The sequence below is a fragment of the Vibrio sp. Vb1554 genome, from assembly GCF_033344235.1.
In genome coordinates this window covers 1-17,937 of sequence record NZ_JAWPOJ010000008.1, presented here as the reverse complement: position 1 = coordinate 17,937, position 17,937 = coordinate 1, and the positions used below count along the sequence as shown (strand labels likewise).

General features: G+C 41.7%; 17 protein-coding genes and 1 tRNA gene. 12 read left to right on the top strand and 6 right to left on the bottom strand.

All coding sequences use genetic code 11. The features are described from left to right. Positions 1-2: 2 nt before the first annotated feature. Together folK and folB are read right to left on the bottom strand one after the other, a co-directional pair. Positions 3-485 (bottom strand): 2-amino-4-hydroxy-6-hydroxymethyldihydropteridine diphosphokinase, encoded by a 483-nt coding sequence (gene folK, locus R8N28_RS08785; protein WP_005387457.1) that lies wholly within the window; start codon positions 483-485, stop codon positions 3-5. Beyond that, positions 482-841 carry a bifunctional dihydroneopterin aldolase/7,8-dihydroneopterin epimerase gene (gene folB / locus R8N28_RS08780; RefSeq protein WP_005379859.1) on the bottom strand — a complete coding sequence of 120 codons (360 nt, stop codon included), beginning with the start codon at positions 839-841 and terminating at the stop codon, positions 482-484. Before folB ends, folK begins: the two co-directional genes overlap by 4 nt. Before the next feature lie 250 nt (positions 842-1,091). On the opposite strand from folB, the gene plsY reads away from it, so the two are divergent. Then, on the top strand, positions 1,092-1,703 hold the full coding sequence (plsY, locus tag R8N28_RS08775; protein ID WP_005379857.1) for a glycerol-3-phosphate 1-O-acyltransferase PlsY: 612 nt from the start codon (positions 1,092-1,094) through the stop codon (positions 1,701-1,703). A gap of 34 nt (positions 1,704-1,737) precedes the next feature. On the opposite strand, the gene R8N28_RS08770 is transcribed toward plsY, so the two are convergent. Then, positions 1,738-2,553: an alpha/beta fold hydrolase gene (locus tag R8N28_RS08770; RefSeq protein WP_005379855.1), complete on the bottom strand. Its 816-nt coding sequence runs from the start codon at positions 2,551-2,553 to the stop codon at positions 1,738-1,740. 176 nt (positions 2,554-2,729) lie between these two features. After that, complete coding sequence (gene tsaD, locus R8N28_RS08765; protein ID WP_005379854.1) at positions 2,730-3,746, bottom strand: tRNA (adenosine(37)-N6)-threonylcarbamoyltransferase complex transferase subunit TsaD; 1,017 nt, start codon at positions 3,744-3,746, stop codon at positions 2,730-2,732. Between the two features lie 230 nt (positions 3,747-3,976). On the opposite strand from tsaD, the gene rpsU reads away from it, so the two are divergent. From rpsU to R8N28_RS08730, 7 genes are all read left to right on the top strand, one after another. Next, positions 3,977-4,192, top strand: a complete 216-nt coding sequence (gene rpsU, locus R8N28_RS08760) for a 30S ribosomal protein S21 (protein ID WP_001145625.1) — start codon at positions 3,977-3,979, stop codon at positions 4,190-4,192. Between the two features lie 27 nt (positions 4,193-4,219). Then, positions 4,220-4,663 (top strand): GatB/YqeY domain-containing protein, encoded by a 444-nt coding sequence (locus tag R8N28_RS08755; protein ID WP_005379720.1) that lies wholly within the window; start codon positions 4,220-4,222, stop codon positions 4,661-4,663. A gap of 149 nt (positions 4,664-4,812) precedes the next feature. Then, on the top strand, positions 4,813-6,579 hold the full coding sequence (gene dnaG / locus R8N28_RS08750; protein WP_005379719.1) for a DNA primase: 1,767 nt from the start codon (positions 4,813-4,815) through the stop codon (positions 6,577-6,579). A gap of 99 nt (positions 6,580-6,678) precedes the next feature. Then, positions 6,679-8,541, top strand: a complete 1,863-nt coding sequence (rpoD, locus tag R8N28_RS08745) for an RNA polymerase sigma factor RpoD (protein WP_005395986.1) — start codon at positions 6,679-6,681, stop codon at positions 8,539-8,541. 155 nt (positions 8,542-8,696) lie between these two features. Next, positions 8,697-8,772, top strand: a tRNA-Ile gene (locus R8N28_RS08740). A 519-nt stretch (positions 8,773-9,291) separates the two neighbouring features. Then, a complete protein-coding gene (locus tag R8N28_RS08735; RefSeq protein WP_025506307.1) occupies positions 9,292-10,578 on the top strand; it encodes a hypothetical protein in 1,287 nt (428 codons plus the stop codon). Then, positions 10,578-11,678 carry a hypothetical protein gene (locus R8N28_RS08730; RefSeq protein ID WP_318183346.1) on the top strand — a complete coding sequence of 367 codons (1,101 nt, stop codon included), beginning with the start codon at positions 10,578-10,580 and terminating at the stop codon, positions 11,676-11,678. The genes R8N28_RS08735 and R8N28_RS08730 overlap by 1 nt, the downstream gene beginning before the upstream one ends. A 91-nt stretch (positions 11,679-11,769) precedes the next feature. On the opposite strand, the gene R8N28_RS08725 is transcribed toward R8N28_RS08730, so the two are convergent. After that, on the bottom strand, positions 11,770-12,159 hold the full coding sequence (locus R8N28_RS08725; protein ID WP_256955162.1) for a hypothetical protein: 390 nt from the start codon (positions 12,157-12,159) through the stop codon (positions 11,770-11,772). Between the two features lie 210 nt (positions 12,160-12,369). Here R8N28_RS08725 and R8N28_RS08720 point away from each other — a divergent pair, with 210 nt between their 5' ends. The 4 genes from R8N28_RS08720 (at position 12,370) to R8N28_RS08705 (ending at position 16,268) form a co-directional block, all read left to right on the top strand. Beyond that, entirely contained in the window at positions 12,370-12,564 is a 195-nt protein-coding gene (locus R8N28_RS08720; protein ID WP_203506763.1) for a helix-turn-helix domain-containing protein, read from the top strand. 44 nt (positions 12,565-12,608) lie between these two features. Next, positions 12,609-13,559 (top strand): hypothetical protein, encoded by a 951-nt coding sequence (locus R8N28_RS08715; RefSeq protein ID WP_256955163.1) that lies wholly within the window; start codon positions 12,609-12,611, stop codon positions 13,557-13,559. A gap of 74 nt (positions 13,560-13,633) precedes the next feature. Next, positions 13,634-14,926, top strand: coding sequence for a hypothetical protein (locus R8N28_RS08710; RefSeq protein WP_256955164.1), 1,293 nt, complete (start codon positions 13,634-13,636; stop codon positions 14,924-14,926). Between the two features lie 106 nt (positions 14,927-15,032). Further along, a complete protein-coding gene (locus R8N28_RS08705) occupies positions 15,033-16,268 on the top strand; it encodes a flagellin (protein WP_274613476.1) in 1,236 nt (411 codons plus the stop codon). Here the strand turns inward: R8N28_RS08705 and R8N28_RS08700 are convergent, their stop codons facing one another. Next, positions 16,269-17,624, bottom strand: a complete 1,356-nt coding sequence (locus tag R8N28_RS08700) for a tyrosine-type recombinase/integrase (RefSeq protein WP_256955165.1) — start codon at positions 17,622-17,624, stop codon at positions 16,269-16,271. It lies immediately after the preceding gene. Between the last annotated feature and the right edge of the window lie 313 nt (positions 17,625-17,937).

Below are 17,937 nucleotides of genomic sequence, written 5' to 3'. Positions count from 1 at the left end.
AATTAAAAATGAAAGGAAACGGGTTTGAGCGAATCGACTGGCTGCATAGCATGCCAAATGTCTGCGACTGTGCGTCCATCGCCTGGGATCACTAATTGCGGTTCGAGATCATACAGCGGCTTTGTGACAAAAGGATATTTGTAGATATCACTGCGAGGTAGCTCAGGTTTTTTCTTGGAGACGCGCTCACCGAACAACACTATATCGAGATCCAGTGTTCGATCCTGATACTTTTGCGCGTTTTCTTCGCGTCCCCACTTAAATTCAATCTCGCGTAGTTGATGGCTCAACTCTTCTAATGACAACTCGGTACGCATTGCAACGACAAAGTTGTAGAAATTCTTGCTGCTAAAACCAATAGGTTCGCATTCATATATCGGTGATACGAGGAGATTTTCTCCAAGCCGTTGCAGCTCCTGATACGCAGCAAGCACATGTTGCTCTCTTTCTACGTTCGTCCCAACACCGATATAGGTGGTGATCATGCTCGGCCTCGCTCAATCACCACACCAACAGCACGTGCTTGCGGCACGGCGCCAGGCTTCGCTAGGCGGATTTTCACCCAAGGCACTGAGAAACGCAGCATGATAAGCTCTGCTACTTCTTCAGCCACGCGCTCGACCAGTAAGAAACGACCATTTTCAATGTGGTTAAGTACCGCCTCACTCACCTGCGAATAATCCAGTGCATCTTGCACATCATCACTTTTGCCCGCAGGTTTATTATCGTGTGCCATTTCAATATCTAGAACCAACTTTTGTTTGATTTGTTGCTCCCAGTCGTACACGCCAATTGTGGTGATTACTTCTAACTGTTCAATAAAAACTTTATCCAGAGCCATCTTATGTCCTTCTATTACAGAGATCGGATACCCGTGAGGGGTAATTTGATCGTAGTATTCTATACCTAAGTAACATTTACTTTGGTCATCACAATGTTACTTAGGTATAAACTGCGAAAGCATCTTTATATACAAGAAATCACATAATGCAAGCTCTATCACAGTGAGGATTTCTGCATTATGTAAATTCGGGGTATGATAGCAACTACGCGGGAACCGAGCATTAAATTCCAATCCATCAAGGACTTCTATGGACGCACTGGCACTGATAATGACAATGGCCGCCTATTTATTAGGTTCGGTTTCCAGTGCGGTTTTGATCTGTCGACTCTTAAAACTGCCAGACCCACGCAGTGTGGGATCTAACAATCCTGGAGCAACGAACGTATTGCGTATTGGCGGACGAGGAGCCGCTGTTTCAGTCTTGTTGTGCGATATGCTCAAAGGCACTATCCCCGTGTGGGGCGGATACTTTCTTGGTATCGACCCTATCATTCTTGGCGTCATCGCCATTGCTGCCTGTCTTGGCCACATGTACCCCATCTTTTTCCACTTTAAAGGCGGAAAAGGTGTCGCAACCGCGCTTGGCGCTATCGCTCCGATTGGTTTGGACTTAACAGGATTGGTGATGTTAACTTGGCTGTCAGTAGCCGCGCTATTCCGCTATTCATCCTTAGCGGCTCTCGTCACGGTTTTGGTCACTCCGTTTTATACTTGGATGTTTAAACCGCAATACACGTTACCTGTTGCTATGCTGTGTTGCTTAATCGTATTTAAGCATCATCAAAATATTCGTCGGCTTTTGTCTGGCGACGAGCCAAAAATCGGCGAGAAGAAACTGACACAAAAAAACTCGGCTTAATGCCGAGTTTTTCGTTTAAAGAGGGATGCATTGGTTACGCATGAACTCGATTCAGGAAGTTCAACAACATTTGGTTGACGAACTCCGGCTGTTCTAAACAACTGATGTGTCCCGCTTGCGGAATTTCTACCAACTCACTGCCCGTGATACAGTCTTTCATTAAATACGATTCGAAAACCGGGCGAGGCTTATCTTCACAGCCCACCGCAATTAACGTCGGCAGAGCGAATTTTTCCGAATCTTCAATCACATCACGGCGACCAAACACCATGCGCCCCATGCGAGCTACTTCCACCGCACGCTCACCGTTCAGCTCTTCTAAACTGCGTTTGAATGAAGCGACAAGTTTAGGGTTATCCTGATTGACGTTGTTGGCAAAGAACAGCGGCACAACGGCTTCAATAATTGGCGCAGGCACTGCTTGGACTTGGCTGATGGTATCAAGCATTGCAAAATACTTTTTATACGTAACTTCTGGCTCCCAGCCAATGAAGGTATCCATCAATACCAGTGACTTAACACGTTGCGGCGCTTGAGCCGTTAGCTCAGCTCCCCACATGCCGCCAACAGATAAGCCCACTATCGAGAATTCTTCGATATCTAAATGATCCATCAATGCCAACATATGTTGTGCATAGTCGGCCAATGACTGTGTCGATGCAGGTGCAGCGTCCGATTCACCATGTGCCCAAAGATCTGGCACAATACAACGGAATGACTGGCTTAAAACCTCAACTTGTGGCGCCCACATTTGGCTATCCCAAAGGTAACTATGACCAAATAGAAGCACAGGGCCCTCACCTTTATCTAGATAAGCAAGTTGCTGACCTTCAATTTCAAACTTATTCATTGTTATATCCATTTCTTATTCTTCCACGTCATCCTAGCACTGAAACAATCGCGAACTGATCGCATCAGTCAGAATGTAAAACGAGGCGGTTCATTGAATAATTAAAAATAAAGGCCTCTGAGGAGCAGAGACCTTTATTACAAAGAACCGGTTTCAAACCTACCGCATAAATTTGACTAAGCGACAGGTGTTAGTTGATCAATTGGCCAACGTGGACGAGCCTCTACTGACATATCAGCCACTTCGCCATTCTTCAAGCGCTGCATGCCTGCGTAAGCGATCATCGCACCGTTATCTGTACAGAACTCAGTACGTGGGTAGTAAACTTCGCCGCCAACTTTCTTCGCTAACTTCTCTAACTCAGCTCGCAAACGACGGTTAGCACTCACACCACCAGCAATAACAATGCGTTTCATGCCTGTTTGCTCAAGCGCGCGCTTACATTTAATAGCCAACGTAGCACACACAGCCTCTTCAAATGCCAATGCGATGTCCGCGCGGGTTTGCTCGTCATCACCGTTTGCAGCAATCGTGTTAGCCGTAAAGGTTTTTAGACCAGAGAAACTCATGTCCAAACCTGGCACATTCGTCATTGGGCGCGGGAACTTAAAGCGGCCCGGTGTACCTTTTTCCGCCAGTTTAGATAATAGTGGACCGCCTGGGTAATCCAAACCCATTAGCTTCGCTGTTTTATCAAACGCTTCGCCCGCCGCATCATCAATCGACTCACCTAGAATTTTGTACTCACCGATGCCTCTCACTTCCACCATCATAGAGTGACCGCCCGATACTAATACCGCCACAAACGGGAACGGTGGAGGGTTATCTTCCAACATTGGGGCCAATAGGTGACCTTCCATATGATGAACAGGTACCGCTGGCACTCCCCAAGCATAAGCAATACTGCGACCGATAGTCGCACCCACTAATAGCGCCCCAACAAGACCAGGCCCCGCGGTATACGCGACACCATCGATGTCTTTTGAAGTTAAGTTCGCTTCTTTTAGTGCCTCTTTAATAAGAGGAATGGTTTTCTTTACGTGGTCACGTGAAGCCAACTCAGGCACCACACCGCCGTAATCTGCGTGCAGTTTTACTTGGCTGTATAGCTTGTGTGACAAGAGACCGTTTTCATCGTCATAAATTGCGATGCCAGTCTCGTCACAAGAGGTTTCAATACCAATAATGCGCATGGTTTTCTCAGTATGCTTTCTGTATAGAGGAAATTTGGGCGTCATATTACCTCGCCTTGGTGCTGCAAACAAATTTTGTACAGACAATAATCGACAAAAGGCTTTACAAAGTAGTTGTGATCGGATTAAAATTCCGCACCATTTTTGATCAAGCTGGTAAGAGACCTAACAATTGTGATTTGGTCTGTTGAATACCAGCGTTAACGAATAACCCCTGAGGTGAAAGGCATATGCCAGTAGTTAAAGTACGTGAAAACGAACCGTTCGACGTTGCTCTACGTCGTTTTAAGCGCTCTTGCGAAAAAGCAGGTATCCTTTCTGAAGTGCGTCGTCGTGAGCACTACGAAAAACCAACTACAGTTCGCAAACGCGCTAAAGCAGCAGCTCAAAAGCGTCACGCTAAGAAGCTAGCTCGCGAAAACGCTCGTCGCGTTCGCCTGTACTAATAACTGAGCTCCAAAAGGAATTTAGTTATGGCTCTGATTGATCAACTCAAAGAAGAGCAAAAATTAGCGATGAAAGCCAAGGACAAATTGCGCCTTGGTACTATTCGTTTAGCCCTATCAGCAATCAAGCAACGTGAAGTTGACGAACAGATTACTCTGAACGATGACGACATTCTTGCAGTATTGACCAAGATGGTTAAACAACGTCGCGACTCTGTAGCGCAGTTTGAAGCAGCGGGTCGTCAAGATCTTGCTGATGCGGAACAAGCAGAAATTACCGTTCTTGAGGACTTTATGCCTCAACCACTGACAGACGAAGAAGTAGCGGCTCTCATCGAGAACGCGATTGCTGAATCTGGCGCAGCTGGCATGCAAGACATGGGCAAAGTAATGGGCGTTCTGAAACCGCAAATTCAAGGGCGTGCAGATATGGGTAAAGTAAGCGGTTTAGTTCGCGCTAAATTGGCTTAAGGTACCCCACCCAATTGCAGCAAGCCGTGCTATCCTTTGGAGCGCACGGCTTGTTTGTATCTGGATGGATGGAATGAAATCAATGGGCAATACGCTCATTCTTTTAAGGCATTCACTCCACTCATCATCTTCTTTTTTTGTTAGGTTTTATGGCTGGACACATCCCTCGCAGTTTTATCGATGACCTTCTAGCTCGACTTGATATTGTCGATATCATCGACGCACGTGTGAAACTTAAGAAAAAAGGCAAAAACTACGGCGCATGCTGCCCGTTCCACAACGAAAAGACACCCTCATTCAGTGTCAGTCAAGAAAAGCAGTTCTACCATTGTTTTGGTTGTGGCGCGCATGGAAATGCCATCGATTTTTTGATGGAATTCGACCGACTAGAATTCGTCGAAGCCATTGAAGAACTCGCTTCATACTTGGGTTTAGATGTTCCTCGCGAACAACGTAGCGGCGGTAATGGTTCGTTTCAGTCAGGCCCACAAGCAAGCAGCAGTGAAAAACGTAACCTATACGACTTAATGGGCAGCATTGCTCAATTTTATCGTAACCAACTCAAACAGCCAGCAAGTAAGGTGGCGATTGAGTATCTAAAAGATCGCGGCCTGTCTGGTGAAATCGTCCAGAAGTTTGGCATCGGCTATGTGGCTGATGAATGGGATTTAGTTCGTAAGAACTTTGGCCAGAATAAAGAAAACCAAGACATGCTCGTCACTGGCGGCATGTTGATTGAAAACGATAAAGGCAACCGCTACGACCGATTCCGTGGTCGAGTGATGTTTCCTATTCGAGACAGACGCGGTCGAGTAATAGGCTTTGGTGGTCGAGTATTAGGTGATGGGACACCAAAATATCTCAACTCACCCGAAACCCCGATATTTCATAAAGGTAAAGAGTTGTATGGCCTTTATGAAGTACTACAAGCGTACCGTGAGCCACCACAAATTTTAGTGGTTGAAGGCTATATGGATGTTGTCGCGCTTGCTCAATATGGCGTAGATTATTCCGTTGCCTCATTGGGAACCTCGACAACGGGCGATCACTTGCAAGTGTTATTCAGGCAAACAAGCACCGTCGTGTGTTGTTATGACGGTGACCGCGCAGGCCGTGAAGCCGCGTGGCGTGCCATGGAAAATGCATTGCCTTACCTAACGGATGGTCGCCAGTTAAAATTCATGTTTTTGCCGGATGGAGAAGATCCCGACTCTTATATCCGACAAAACGGAAAACAAGCATTTGAGCAGCAAGTGTCTAATGCGATGCCCTTGTCTGAATTCATGTTCAGCTCATTGACTCAGCAGGTCGATATGAGCACGAAAGAAGGCATGGCAAAACTGAGTACTCTTGCGGTTCCTCTCATTGATAAAGTCCCTGGCGGCACTTTAAGACTATACTTGAGAGAATTGCTTGGCCGCCGTTTGGGTTTGGTTGATGAACGCCAACTACAGCAGCTAATTTCAAAACAAGGTAAAGAGGATAAAAGGCCTCAACCTCATAAAGAAATCAAGCGAACGCCGATGCGAGAAGTGATCGCGTTACTGATTCAAAACCCACAATACGTAAGTATGGTGCCAGATCTAACTAGCGTTAGAGATTTGCCCATTCCTGGTCTAAGTTTATTTGTTGATGTACTTGATAAATGCCAAGCGCATCCCCATATCAACACAGGCCAATTATTAGAGCATTGGCGAAACAGCCAAAATGAGACCCTTCTGTCTCGTCTCGCGAGTTGGGACATTCCACTCGATGAGGACAACCAAGAAGAAATCTTTTTAGACTCACTGGATAAAATTATTGCCCAGTGCGTAGAAAAACAAATTGAAAACCTGCAGGCCAAAGCAAGAAGTGTCGGTTTATCAGCCGAAGAGAAAAGGGAGCTGCTAGCACTTATGCTAGATTTAAAAGCGTAACCCTGTTTAATTAGTCAGCAACGATTTAATTTGTTATAGTAAGTGGTTTGCATTTCGCATACTGATTCCTTCACCAGATTACGAAGTTGGATACCGTCTATGGATCACAATCCGCAGTCACAGCTAAAGTCACTTGTTATTAAAGGCAAGGAACAAGGCTATCTGACCTACGCCGAAGTAAATGACCACCTACCTGCTGAAATCGTAGATTCAGAACAGGTAGAAGACATCATTCAGATGATCAACGACATGGGCATTAAGGTAGTAGAAACTGCTCCTGATGCTGATGATTTAGCACTGAACGATGACACAAATATTACCGATGAAGACGCAGCCGAAGCTGCAGCCGCTGCACTTTCTAGCGTAGAGAGTGAGATTGGTCGTACAACAGACCCAGTACGTATGTACATGCGTGAGATGGGTACTGTCGAACTTCTAACTCGCGAAGGCGAAATCGACATCGCAAAACGTATTGAAGAAGGTATTAACCAAGTTCAATCGTCTGTTGCTGAATACCCAGGCACAATTCCGTACATTCTTGAGCAATTTGACAAAGTTCAAGCTGAAGAACTACGTCTTACAGACCTAATTTCAGGTTTTGTAGATCCAGATGCTGACGACACCGCTGCACCAACGGCAACACACATCGGTTCTGAACTGACTGAATCTCAGTTAGAAGAAGAAGACGATGAAGACGTTGATGACGACGAAGATAGCGATGACGATTCAGATGATTCTGAAGAAGATGTAGGTATCGATCCTGAATTAGCGCTAGAGAAATTCAACCAACTACGCAGCACCTATCAAAATCTTCAATTAGCAATCAACGAGTACGGCTATAACAGCCCGAAAGCAACCGTTGCTAATGAAATGATGCTAGACGTATTCCGCGAGTTTCGTCTAACGCCTAAACAGTTTGATCACCTAGTGAATGAACTGCGTACTGCTATGGATCGCGTTCGTACACAAGAGCGTCTGATCATGAAGTCTGTGGTTGAATACGGCAAAATGCCGAAGAAATCATTCATCGCGCTGTTCACTGGTAATGAATCAAGTGAAGCTTGGCTGGATGAAGTTCTTGCTTCAGACAAGCCATACGCTGAAAAGATCAAACGTAACGAAGAAGAAATCCGTCGTTCAATCGCTAAGCTAAAAATGATTGAAGAAGAGACTTCTCTAAACGTACAGAACATTAAAGACATCAGCCGTCGTATGTCTATCGGTGAAGCAAAAGCTCGCCGTGCGAAGAAAGAGATGGTTGAAGCGAACTTGCGTCTTGTAATTTCTATCGCGAAGAAATACACCAACCGTGGCCTACAGTTCTTGGATCTGATCCAGGAAGGTAACATCGGTCTGATGAAAGCGGTAGATAAGTTCGAATATCGTCGTGGTTACAAGTTCTCGACTTACGCAACGTGGTGGATCCGTCAGGCAATCACTCGTTCAATCGCGGACCAAGCACGTACGATTCGTATCCCGGTACACATGATCGAAACGATCAACAAGCTAAACCGTATTTCTCGTCAAATGTTGCAAGAGATGGGTCGCGAGCCACTACCGGAAGAACTGGCAGAGCGCATGCAAATGCCAGAAGACAAGATTCGTAAAGTTCTAAAAATCGCTAAAGAGCCTATCTCAATGGAGACACCAATCGGTGACGACGAAGATTCGCATCTAGGTGATTTTATCGAAGATACAACGCTAGAACTTCCGCTAGATTCTGCAACTGCAACTAGCCTTAAGGTGGCAACAAAAGACGTGCTTGCAGGTCTAACGCCACGTGAAGCGAAAGTACTTCGTATGCGCTTTGGTATCGACATGAACACTGACCATACTCTAGAAGAAGTTGGTAAGCAGTTCGACGTTACTCGTGAGCGTATCCGTCAGATCGAAGCAAAAGCACTACGTAAACTTCGTCACCCAAGCCGCTCAGAGACTCTGCGCAGCTTCCTAGACGAATAATCGCAGCGCATACAAGCTTTTAGAAATCAAAAAAGGTGACTTTAGGTCACCTTTTTTATTATCTACTGTTCTAAGTGGATAAAAACTAAGCGCAATTGCCCTAGTTGGTATCTAGACACCTTGCAACGCTTCCCCTATAATCGTTGTCCTATTAAGGCCCCTTAGCTCAGTGGTTAGAGCAGTCGACTCATAATCGATTGGTCCGCAGTTCAAGTCTGCGAGGGGCCACCATATACAGAAAGGCCTGAGAGCATTAATTTGTTCTCAGGCCTTTTGCTTTTCAGTCTCTGTGCTACACATGTGCTACATTTTTAAAAATTTGTGGTCTACATCTATCTAAATTCAATCGATAGAAGTGTCCCACAGCACTCATACTTCTACTCAACCGATTAAAAGAATAATACTGCCATTCTATGGTTAGAACTCTCTTATGCGTCTACAGACACGCTTAGCTCCAAAGGTGCGCGATTGCTAGTCTACCCCTGAAACATATAGCAATAAGGCACTTCCCTCGATAAATAGAGCAATATAATTGTCATTAACACATTGGAAGTTATTAAGTAATTAAATTTGCACTAGTGGATGTCACAGAAAGAATCCTCATTTAATATATACTTGGTCGACGATAGACCACTTCCAAAGAGCAACTTCTAAGTTACCTAGAGTATTTCGGAGTGGCAAATATCAAAAAATAGGCTTACTGCGCTAGTGGCATAAAAACATATGAACAGATAACGTTAAAGGTGTGGAATGGAAGAGTTGAAAGGGCGAAAGCTTGTTGAGTTGTCTTATGATATCCAGTCAGGGCTCGGCAATACTGACGTGCCTGATTTCGAAGGCTTAAGAGAAATGGGAATGGCTGCTACGCTAGCTATTCACTTGCGCGGAATGCCGGAAATTGAATATGAAACACTTCGGTTAGTAAGTTCTTATTACTTCAACATCCCAACATCATCTGTAAAAGAGTCATTATCAATACTCGCTGAAATCGAGTACATACAAATCAATAAAAAAGGCTCAAAAATCATTTCCATCATTCCTCAAGTACCACACTTTAGAGATGTGTATGAAGGCGTCGGTGACTACTTTTCATTCTCAGATATGAATGAGCATGAGCAGGCCACACTTCTCATTTTATCGAATTTGCAGAGTAAACCAGAGAATAAGCATAAACTTGTTGCTTCGACAGGTATTGATAACCAAGTACTCAATCGTTGCCTAACTATTGGTGAGTATGGAAACTACTTCAAAGAATATCGCAAAAGAGGCCGTGATATTCTCGCTAGTCCATTTTACTTTTCTGATAACCTTGAAGGGCTGGCTGATCTATCAGTAAAAGTTGGATCAGATGATATTTCTAAGGTACTTGATATCATCAAGAGTAACCAAGGCTGGCCTCTTTCCCTTATTGAAAGCAGAGCTGAACTAGGTGGAAATAAGTTAACTCAAGTTCAAAAAGACCTTCTCTTACAACTATGTGGTGAAGGGATCTTGAAGCCACCATCCATTGATTTTAATACGAAAAAAGAACACTTTGTGTTTACACCAAAGCCCGGAAATGTCCGTTTAGATGCAATGAATAGGGAAATATATGAGCGAGCCATGGCTCTAGTCTCATGCGTCCGCAAAGGACAACTACTGGCAGATGCGTACAAAATACGCTCACCGTTAGCTATTTTGAGAGCGTTACGTGACAGAGGTTATATTGGTTCTAATTCAGAAGCCCAGAATCAATACAGAAACTTAGTTTTCCTAAAAGTAGGGAATCTCCGCAAAACTTCAGCTACTCAATGTCAGTTTGTTCTCAGTGAACAACCAGAGAATAGAGAAGCTCTGAACCTTGCCATTAGTTTATTAGAAACTGGTGAGCTAGCAAGTATGGATGTCAAAGGTGAAGCACGATTAGCACTTTCTAAAGACGAAAAGTACATTCAATCGATTATTTCATCAGCAGAATTGAGAAGTAGACAACAGGTAGCCATAGCTAATGAAGCAGGTGAGCAATTTGAACAATTAATACTGGGATTTGATACGTAATGGCTAAATTTGATAAAGACCTTCACCAGAAAGAAATGGCTGTTCGCTTTTGCTTGGTCAATAACATGATTCCATTCCTTGAAGTAAACGTTCAAAACTATCGCGAGTTATCTGATATTTCGACTGTAATTACAGATGTTGACGCTCTTGGTGTGACAATTGGCTCTAGCGGAAAACCTAGAAAGGTTATTTTCGACTGTAAAACTTTAAACAAAACAAGTCCTATCAATAGAGCTTTTTGGGCTAGTGGATTGATGCGTTTTTCTGGTTGTGATGAAGCATTCATTGTCCTTAAAAAGAGCGCTTCAGAAGCACATCGACTATCTGCAAAACAAATTGGCGTGCACTTGTTTGACGAAAAACAGTTCCGCAACTACGGGGAGTCTTGTTCGCTAGAGTTTTCTAGAGACTATGCTTACAGTACATCTATTGAATCTTGGGTGAAACTGGAATGCTGCTGTAAAGGAAATTTAGCTTTAGAGCAATACATGTCTTTTCTATTGAATGACTTACCATTAGAACAAGACTGCGTAAAGGGATTCAGAAAACTCTTGGCTGCACTTAAGAAAGTAAGGGGGGAATTCGATCCTGAAAAGGATAAGCACCAAGCCATATACTTTTTTACTCTTTCAATGCTTGGATACCTAATGTCTCAGATTATATTTGATTTGAGAAATATCGTGGATTTTGATGCTACTGAAAAGGTCTTTGAAAGAGCATTGAAATACTATATTTGGAGCGGAAAGGATAGCTATGAGTTACGCAACAAATTACAAGCATTCAGCTCTGGTATTGAAAGTAGCGAAAGTGACAAAGAACTGAAGTTAAATAACTGGAATGGCTTCATAGAGTTATCGCGTTCTCTAATGGACTCTCCTGCCAACATTTCTGCTGTCGTAAACCCACTTAGAGAGTTGGCGTTTAGACGTTTGGTAGATATAAAAAGTGAGAAAGATTCTTACTCTAAAGAACTGATCTCAAAAAACAATAGAATTAGACAGTTCTCAATATTCTTATCAAGATACTTAGCTCCCGCTACAGGGTTACCAGAAGATTTTAATGAAAAGCTGAAGCTTGTATTTGAAGAAATACTGGATTGAGATTGATATGTCGGGCTCCCTCTAATAGCTTGGGAGTCCTATTTTCCCTCTCCCCCAAACTAGTATTGTTATGATCTAGATGCAAAGATCGCTAATCAGGAAATAGCTTATGAGCTAACTTTCCTGCTCTGCTCACCTTTTCTTCAGCATTTAAATTACGCGTTTGGACTTTCTTTTTTTGTGCTCTCTTTTTCTTCTTGCGCAGGTTATCTCGAAACTTATCGTAAAAGTCTTGGTGTTCGACAGTCAAATACTTAACTAACCACTCTAACTCTTCTTCCTTCTCTTCCCCCTTGGCCGAGAAAAAATCTTCTAAATACTTCGTTAGATGTTTCAGAAACTTAGAGTCGTTGCCATCTCTGACTTTTTTCTTAGTTATATAAGCTCTTAGTTCGCTTATATCCTTTCTTTTTATTGGCTCCCGTCTACCATCTTCAAACTCTACACGTTTACAACCAACCTCAACGTAGATCTCTCCCAAAGCAACCTCTAACTATCTAATTTAAAATGTAATCAATCTACTTGCACGCAATTTTGTCCGGATATTTTTCAAAGATATCATCCTAGATTACGCAGCCTACCTTCCGCAACGAACTAGAGCCAATTTTGAGAATTCTGTCCCCAAATTCTTAAGCTAATGCCATTTAGTAACCTTACTCCCAATGATTAAGCACTCATTAGGAGAGTACCAATGAACACAGAACACTACCCTCAAGTGTTTTATACAACCTCAGAAACCGCTCGTTTACTTCGTCTAAAACCACAAACACTCGCGAAATGGCGCTGCAACCGAAGTTGTCCAGATCTCAGCTGGATCAAGATTGGAACCAAAGTTCTCTACTCAGAAGAATCGATAAAAAGGTTTATAGAAATGAGTAAGCACTAACACAAGCAGCGACAACCACAAACCAAAACAAAGGAACTCAAACTATGACTACTAAACCACTTCACCAGCATAAGACGCTTGGTTACCTCTCGATCCTAAACGATCAAGTTGCCAGCAGAGCTATCGACAAACGTTCACCATTAATCGTCCGAAAACTGAGCTTCACCTGTCCTGTATCTGAAAAAATCCATGAGCGCTTAAATCAAAGGTTAAGAGCGTTAACACTCAAAAATCCTCGTTTCACAAAAGAAAAAAGCAATGATTGCAATTACCGAAACTGTATCAGCTACCAAACAACTAACAATTCTTTGCTTCAAATACTATGGGAACCAAGAAACTCATCAATCAACTTTGTTAAGTGTGAACTTAATACGAATGAAATACCTGACCAATGTTACAACGAGCTAAGTGAGGCATTGAGTCAGTTATTCCCAACTAAATTCATCGATAAAGTTATACGAAAGAAGTCTCGAATCAACAAAATTGCAGTAGAACTTAAGCTTAAAAACATCGCATTGGAAAATATCGCCTTATCATTAAATCGATGTAAAAGTTTTTTACATGTAGTTGGTGGCTCAGAATGTCACTCGTACCAAATTATTGGTAGCAAAAAATGTGATTATATCAAAATAACTAGAAATTTGGACAAACAAAGAAACCGTAAATCAATTGGATTTGATACTGACATCATATTTCTTCTTCAACCAAAAAAAAGGAAAGTAAACATAGAGAACATAAAAGATATAAAAATAAAACTTGAATCTTTCTTTATACTAGCAGATAGCATCAAAGACTACATACCAACATCCTATTTATACATGATAAATATCATTGGATTAAAGTCAGCTTTAGAACAGATCTCAAAAGGCGAACACTTTCTTATTATGGATGCAATTGAGAAGTACAAATATCAAATAGACGCTAATCAAGTAAACGAATGGTTAGCTGATACATTTGAAGAGTTGGATTCAACGTTATTTAACCATAACAAGTAACACCCTTATAATTATCACTGTCCAATAAATAAATACAATAGTATTAATATAGTACGTATATAAGGATGTACGTAATGAATAATAGCATCTGTAATAAAAATAGAACAATTGACAATAGCCACTGGAGTAACAGTTTTAGTGACAAGAATAAAGGTATTGTAACCAGAGTATTGAATCATAGACTTAGAAAACTAATTGATACGAATACCTACTCATACATTAAAGATATCAATCGTTCTAGTGGTATTCTAAGTAAAAGAGCGCTGTTAATGTATCAAAGCAGATTGCTCAGAAAAATGTTGGGTACCCCAAAGCAATATCTATCTCTAGACTGCGACAAACTAGTCTTTACTATGAATTGCAGTGATGGTGACATACAACACCTAACAAACCACCTAACTTCGAACATCCCTTTATACTTAAATAGTATCCTAACTGTCAAAAAACACGCTATCGGCAAGGTAAATGGGGACTGTAAAAAAGAAACTTCATACGGAAGAACAAAAAACAGGCCAATTTATAATCACGCATACAAAATGACTATAGAAGGTAAAAACAAAAGTCACTTGATTGTTTATATTGCTGATGGAGAAAGATCAAAAAACCAAAAGAAAAGTATTCGTATATGCTATAACCCGAACAATCTTAATGACTTTGAACATCATGTTATTTTTGGATATTTAAAGAGCACTTTAACTAATCGGCGTTATACACAACTGATGGAAAAAGCAAGAATTACCCGTATTGATGTTGGTTTTAATATAATTGGAGTTATATTTCCATTAGTTATTGCCTACCCAAGAAAAGGAACAATTAAAATAACAGATGAATACCCAAGGGGAGATTGTATTAAAGAGACACTATATTTAGGTTCCAAATTCAAATCATGCCATACTATTGTTTATGACAAAATAATAAAAGAACTTAAATTTGACGTTCGAACAATTAGAGATAAAAACCTTGCACTAAGTTATTTAAACTCTTCACTTGTAACAACGAGAGTAGAGAGGCGTCACCTACCATATAGGATGAAAAAAACATTACTACTGACTGAGATGAACGGTATAAATATTAGATTGCAAGATATAACCTTTCTTGATCCAAGTATTTTAATTGGCGTACCTAAGGAAGTTATATCACAACTCATCACCAACAAAACTTATAGCAGAACGCAAGATTTTCACTCGTACTTCAGCGAAAAAGACCTTGAGGAAAGTCTGCTATCACTCGATAAACAATGGTTAGATGTGCAAAGCAGTCAGCTCCTCCATCACTACCAACAGCTGATTTTAAAAGCAAAGAAACCAAAAGCTAAAGAAGCTCAACAATACTACGCTCAGCGCCAGTCAAAGCATCTGGGTGTCTGAATCCAATTTTAGTGCAAAAAAATCTAAACTAATTGCACATCCGGCCGATATTGAACATAACACATAGCCACTAGTTGAAATAGCTTCGATATCTTAATGGAACTGGATGATGACAAGCATCTCAAGCATTAATACTAATGCACCAGCAATGCAGTACCAAAGCCAACTGAACCGCTCTATAGATAAGCAAAACACGTCTATGGAGCGTCTTTCGTCCGGATTAAAAATCAATTCCGCTAAAGATGATGCTGCTGGTCTTCAAATCTCTAATCGATTGCAATCTCAAAGTCGTGGTATGGATGTAGCAATCCGAAATGCTAATGATGGTATTTCCATGCTTCAGACCGCTGAAGGTGCTATGGGAGAATACACGGAAAACCTAATGCGTATGCGTGATTTGACTTTAAGGTATGCTAATGGTTCTCTCAACTCGGAAGATCGTGAGGCTATTCAGCAAGAATATAATGCATTAACAGATGAGCTGAATAGAATAAGTGAAACAACTAGTTACGGTGGGCAACGACTACTTAATGGTATGAATAACCATAGAACATTTCAAGTCGGTACAGATAGCGGTGAGACTATCAGTATTGATTTGCCGAACTTAGGTGAAGAAGAGCAAGAAAGTACGACGAAAGAGCGTAGATTTGTAAGATATTCTGAATATAAGAAAGATTGGATCTCTGAACCTGGGGATTCGATTGTTATTCAGCGGATATCTTATGAATCTGGTAGAGCGCATAGAACAGAAGATGTTACGTATGTAGATATTGAGCCCGGTTCTTCTATGACCGATGCTGCTGAACAGATCAATGATAGATTAGGCGATAGTGTACATGTATCAACGGAGCAATACGTTAGAAGTGATGGGGTAGAGTCTCAGCGCTTAGTTTATTACTCGCTTAATGCTAATGAATTTGTAGCTACAAGGCACTATCATAATTTTTATCCTCACAATCAGCATGATCCTTACGCAAGTGAGCAAGGGCACTATCATAGTGGAGAAGTAGAAATAACCAATAAAAGCATTATAAGTGCACTACCATCTCTAGATATCCCAGAACTAGCAGGCAGTGTGCTTAATAGCTTAGATAAGTTATTGCAATCAGTTGATTCAGAAAGAGCAAAGCTTGGTGCTACACAAAACCGTCTGTCCCACGCTATAAACAATTTATCTCAGTCTTCAGAAAACGTGGCTGATAGCCATAGCCAAATTCGAGATACAGACTTTGCCAAAGAGTCAACTCAGCTAACCAAACAGTCGATATTGAGAGAAGTAAACACATCAATGCTAGCTCAAGCAAGTAATGCACCTCGGAGCGCTCTTAACTTACTCAGTTAGCTAAAATGAATCCATTAACAATTTCATCAGCTTCTTTTTCTCCTCATTACCTAAGTCCCCAATAAATTCAGAAAAGCCAGCGCCAGACGAACTCTTTTGAGGTAAGACCTTAGACCTAACTTCCGACTTATCAAGGATGTAATCCTCAATTCGTTGAGATGGAGAACGGAGCTCTTCTGGCGTAAGAATTGTGTAACCTTCTGTCACATCATCTCTTTTCGACTTATGGTTGAGTAGACGCTTTATCGTGTATGTACCAAGGCTTAAGCTCTCTGCCACCGTAGTGTATGTTCTTCTCAAATCATGCAAAGTGAATTCAAAGCTAAGCTCATCATTAATGGCACTTAGTACTTTTCTTGGATCAACAATGCGTCCCTGAGAATTGTCCACATTGAATACAAAGCCTCGCTCATCTTTTAGATTAAGTCTTCTGCTTAATAGCTCACACAAGTAATGACCGATCGGCAACTCAAGTGGTACTCCATTTTTAGTCTTACTGACATAGAAAGACTTAGCATCTAAATCTATGGACTCCCACTCTAAAGTAAGGAGCTCATTCCTTCTTAAGCCAGTTAGCGCGGCCATTTCGACTAAATCACATACAGTCGAACCAAACTGATTTTTCTCCAGAATATACCTTTCACGCTTGGAATGGAGTACTTCGAAGAACTCCTTTAATTGATGTGAGCGAATATAAGTTCTTCTTCTCTCGACGTTATGCCACGCTCTTTGATGGCTAAGAATTTTGACGGGGTTTTCAGCAAAAATGATCTGATTATTAAAACCGCGATACTCATATTTTGCGTAATTGAACAGAGCTCTTAGTAGCCTCATACATAGATCCGCTTGCGCATGGCTGCCACTTCTCATCCCTTCGATACGACCAGCAGAGATGTCCGCATGTAGTTTTTTAACTGCCTCTTCAGTTAACGCCATCAGTGGCTTTTTCAAGTAAGTAGAAAAATAGCACTTCAGCGCCTGCTCATATCCTTTCAGAGTGTTACTGGATAAAGATTTTGACAACCGATAATCATCAAACACCTTTTGCAATGAAACGTGATGGTTCTTTTCTACTCGCATTCGCTCATTCGGATTAATTCCCATGGCTAACTCGTTAAGAGCTTCACGAGCTTTTGTTCGCGCTTGATCTATGGTCAAACTAGGAAACTGACCAAGACTCACGTTGGAAGGGGATTTTGCACCTTTCGCACGCTTATACACACGAAACGACTTCGTACCAGAGGGAGAGACTTCGAGAACAAGACCATCAACAGCTGTGTCATGATAACGTGTTCTTTTGTTTGTCGGCTTCAAAGCCGTTAGCTCTTTAACAGTAAATCGAAGTGAGTTTTTCATAATGCTTCGGTTGCTCTACGGCAATCCTTCCATATCAAGAGAACGTACTTCGATTATATCTTACCCAGTTGCAAGGAGGTAGGCCCGTGCTACGAGTGTGCTACGGACCGAATCAATACCAAGCCAAATCAATCAATGTAAATCAACAGAAAAAATAACAATAAAGCACTGTTATATAATAAATTATTCTATAGAATCAATTTGAAGGCATTTTCATCAAAACTACTAACCTAAAACTCATAATCGATTGGTCATTGGTTCGAACCCAATAGGGGCCACCAAATCTCGATAAGGCGTATGAAGAAATTCATGC

Coding starts and splice junctions, on each gene's coding strand:
- folK (WP_005387457.1), bottom strand. CDS start 485: ATGATCACCACCTATATCGGTGTTGGGACGAACGTAGAAAGAGAGCAA.
- folB (WP_005379859.1), bottom strand. CDS start 841: ATGGCTCTGGATAAAGTTTTTATTGAACAGTTAGAAGTAATCACCACA.
- plsY (WP_005379857.1), top strand. CDS start 1,092: ATGGACGCACTGGCACTGATAATGACAATGGCCGCCTATTTATTAGGT.
- R8N28_RS08770 (WP_005379855.1), bottom strand. CDS start 2,553: ATGAATAAGTTTGAAATTGAAGGTCAGCAACTTGCTTATCTAGATAAA.
- tsaD (WP_005379854.1), bottom strand. CDS start 3,746: ATGCGCATTATTGGTATTGAAACCTCTTGTGACGAGACTGGCATCGCA.
- rpsU (WP_001145625.1), top strand. CDS start 3,977: ATGCCAGTAGTTAAAGTACGTGAAAACGAACCGTTCGACGTTGCTCTA.
- R8N28_RS08755 (WP_005379720.1), top strand. CDS start 4,220: ATGGCTCTGATTGATCAACTCAAAGAAGAGCAAAAATTAGCGATGAAA.
- dnaG (WP_005379719.1), top strand. CDS start 4,813: ATGGCTGGACACATCCCTCGCAGTTTTATCGATGACCTTCTAGCTCGA.
- rpoD (WP_005395986.1), top strand. CDS start 6,679: ATGGATCACAATCCGCAGTCACAGCTAAAGTCACTTGTTATTAAAGGC.
- R8N28_RS08735 (WP_025506307.1), top strand. CDS start 9,292: ATGGAAGAGTTGAAAGGGCGAAAGCTTGTTGAGTTGTCTTATGATATC.
- R8N28_RS08730 (WP_318183346.1), top strand. CDS start 10,578: ATGGCTAAATTTGATAAAGACCTTCACCAGAAAGAAATGGCTGTTCGC.
- R8N28_RS08720 (WP_203506763.1), top strand. CDS start 12,370: ATGAACACAGAACACTACCCTCAAGTGTTTTATACAACCTCAGAAACC.
- R8N28_RS08715 (WP_256955163.1), top strand. CDS start 12,609: ATGACTACTAAACCACTTCACCAGCATAAGACGCTTGGTTACCTCTCG.
- R8N28_RS08710 (WP_256955164.1), top strand. CDS start 13,634: ATGAATAATAGCATCTGTAATAAAAATAGAACAATTGACAATAGCCAC.
- R8N28_RS08705 (WP_274613476.1), top strand. CDS start 15,033: ATGATGACAAGCATCTCAAGCATTAATACTAATGCACCAGCAATGCAG.
- R8N28_RS08700 (WP_256955165.1), bottom strand. CDS start 17,624: ATGAAAAACTCACTTCGATTTACTGTTAAAGAGCTAACGGCTTTGAAG.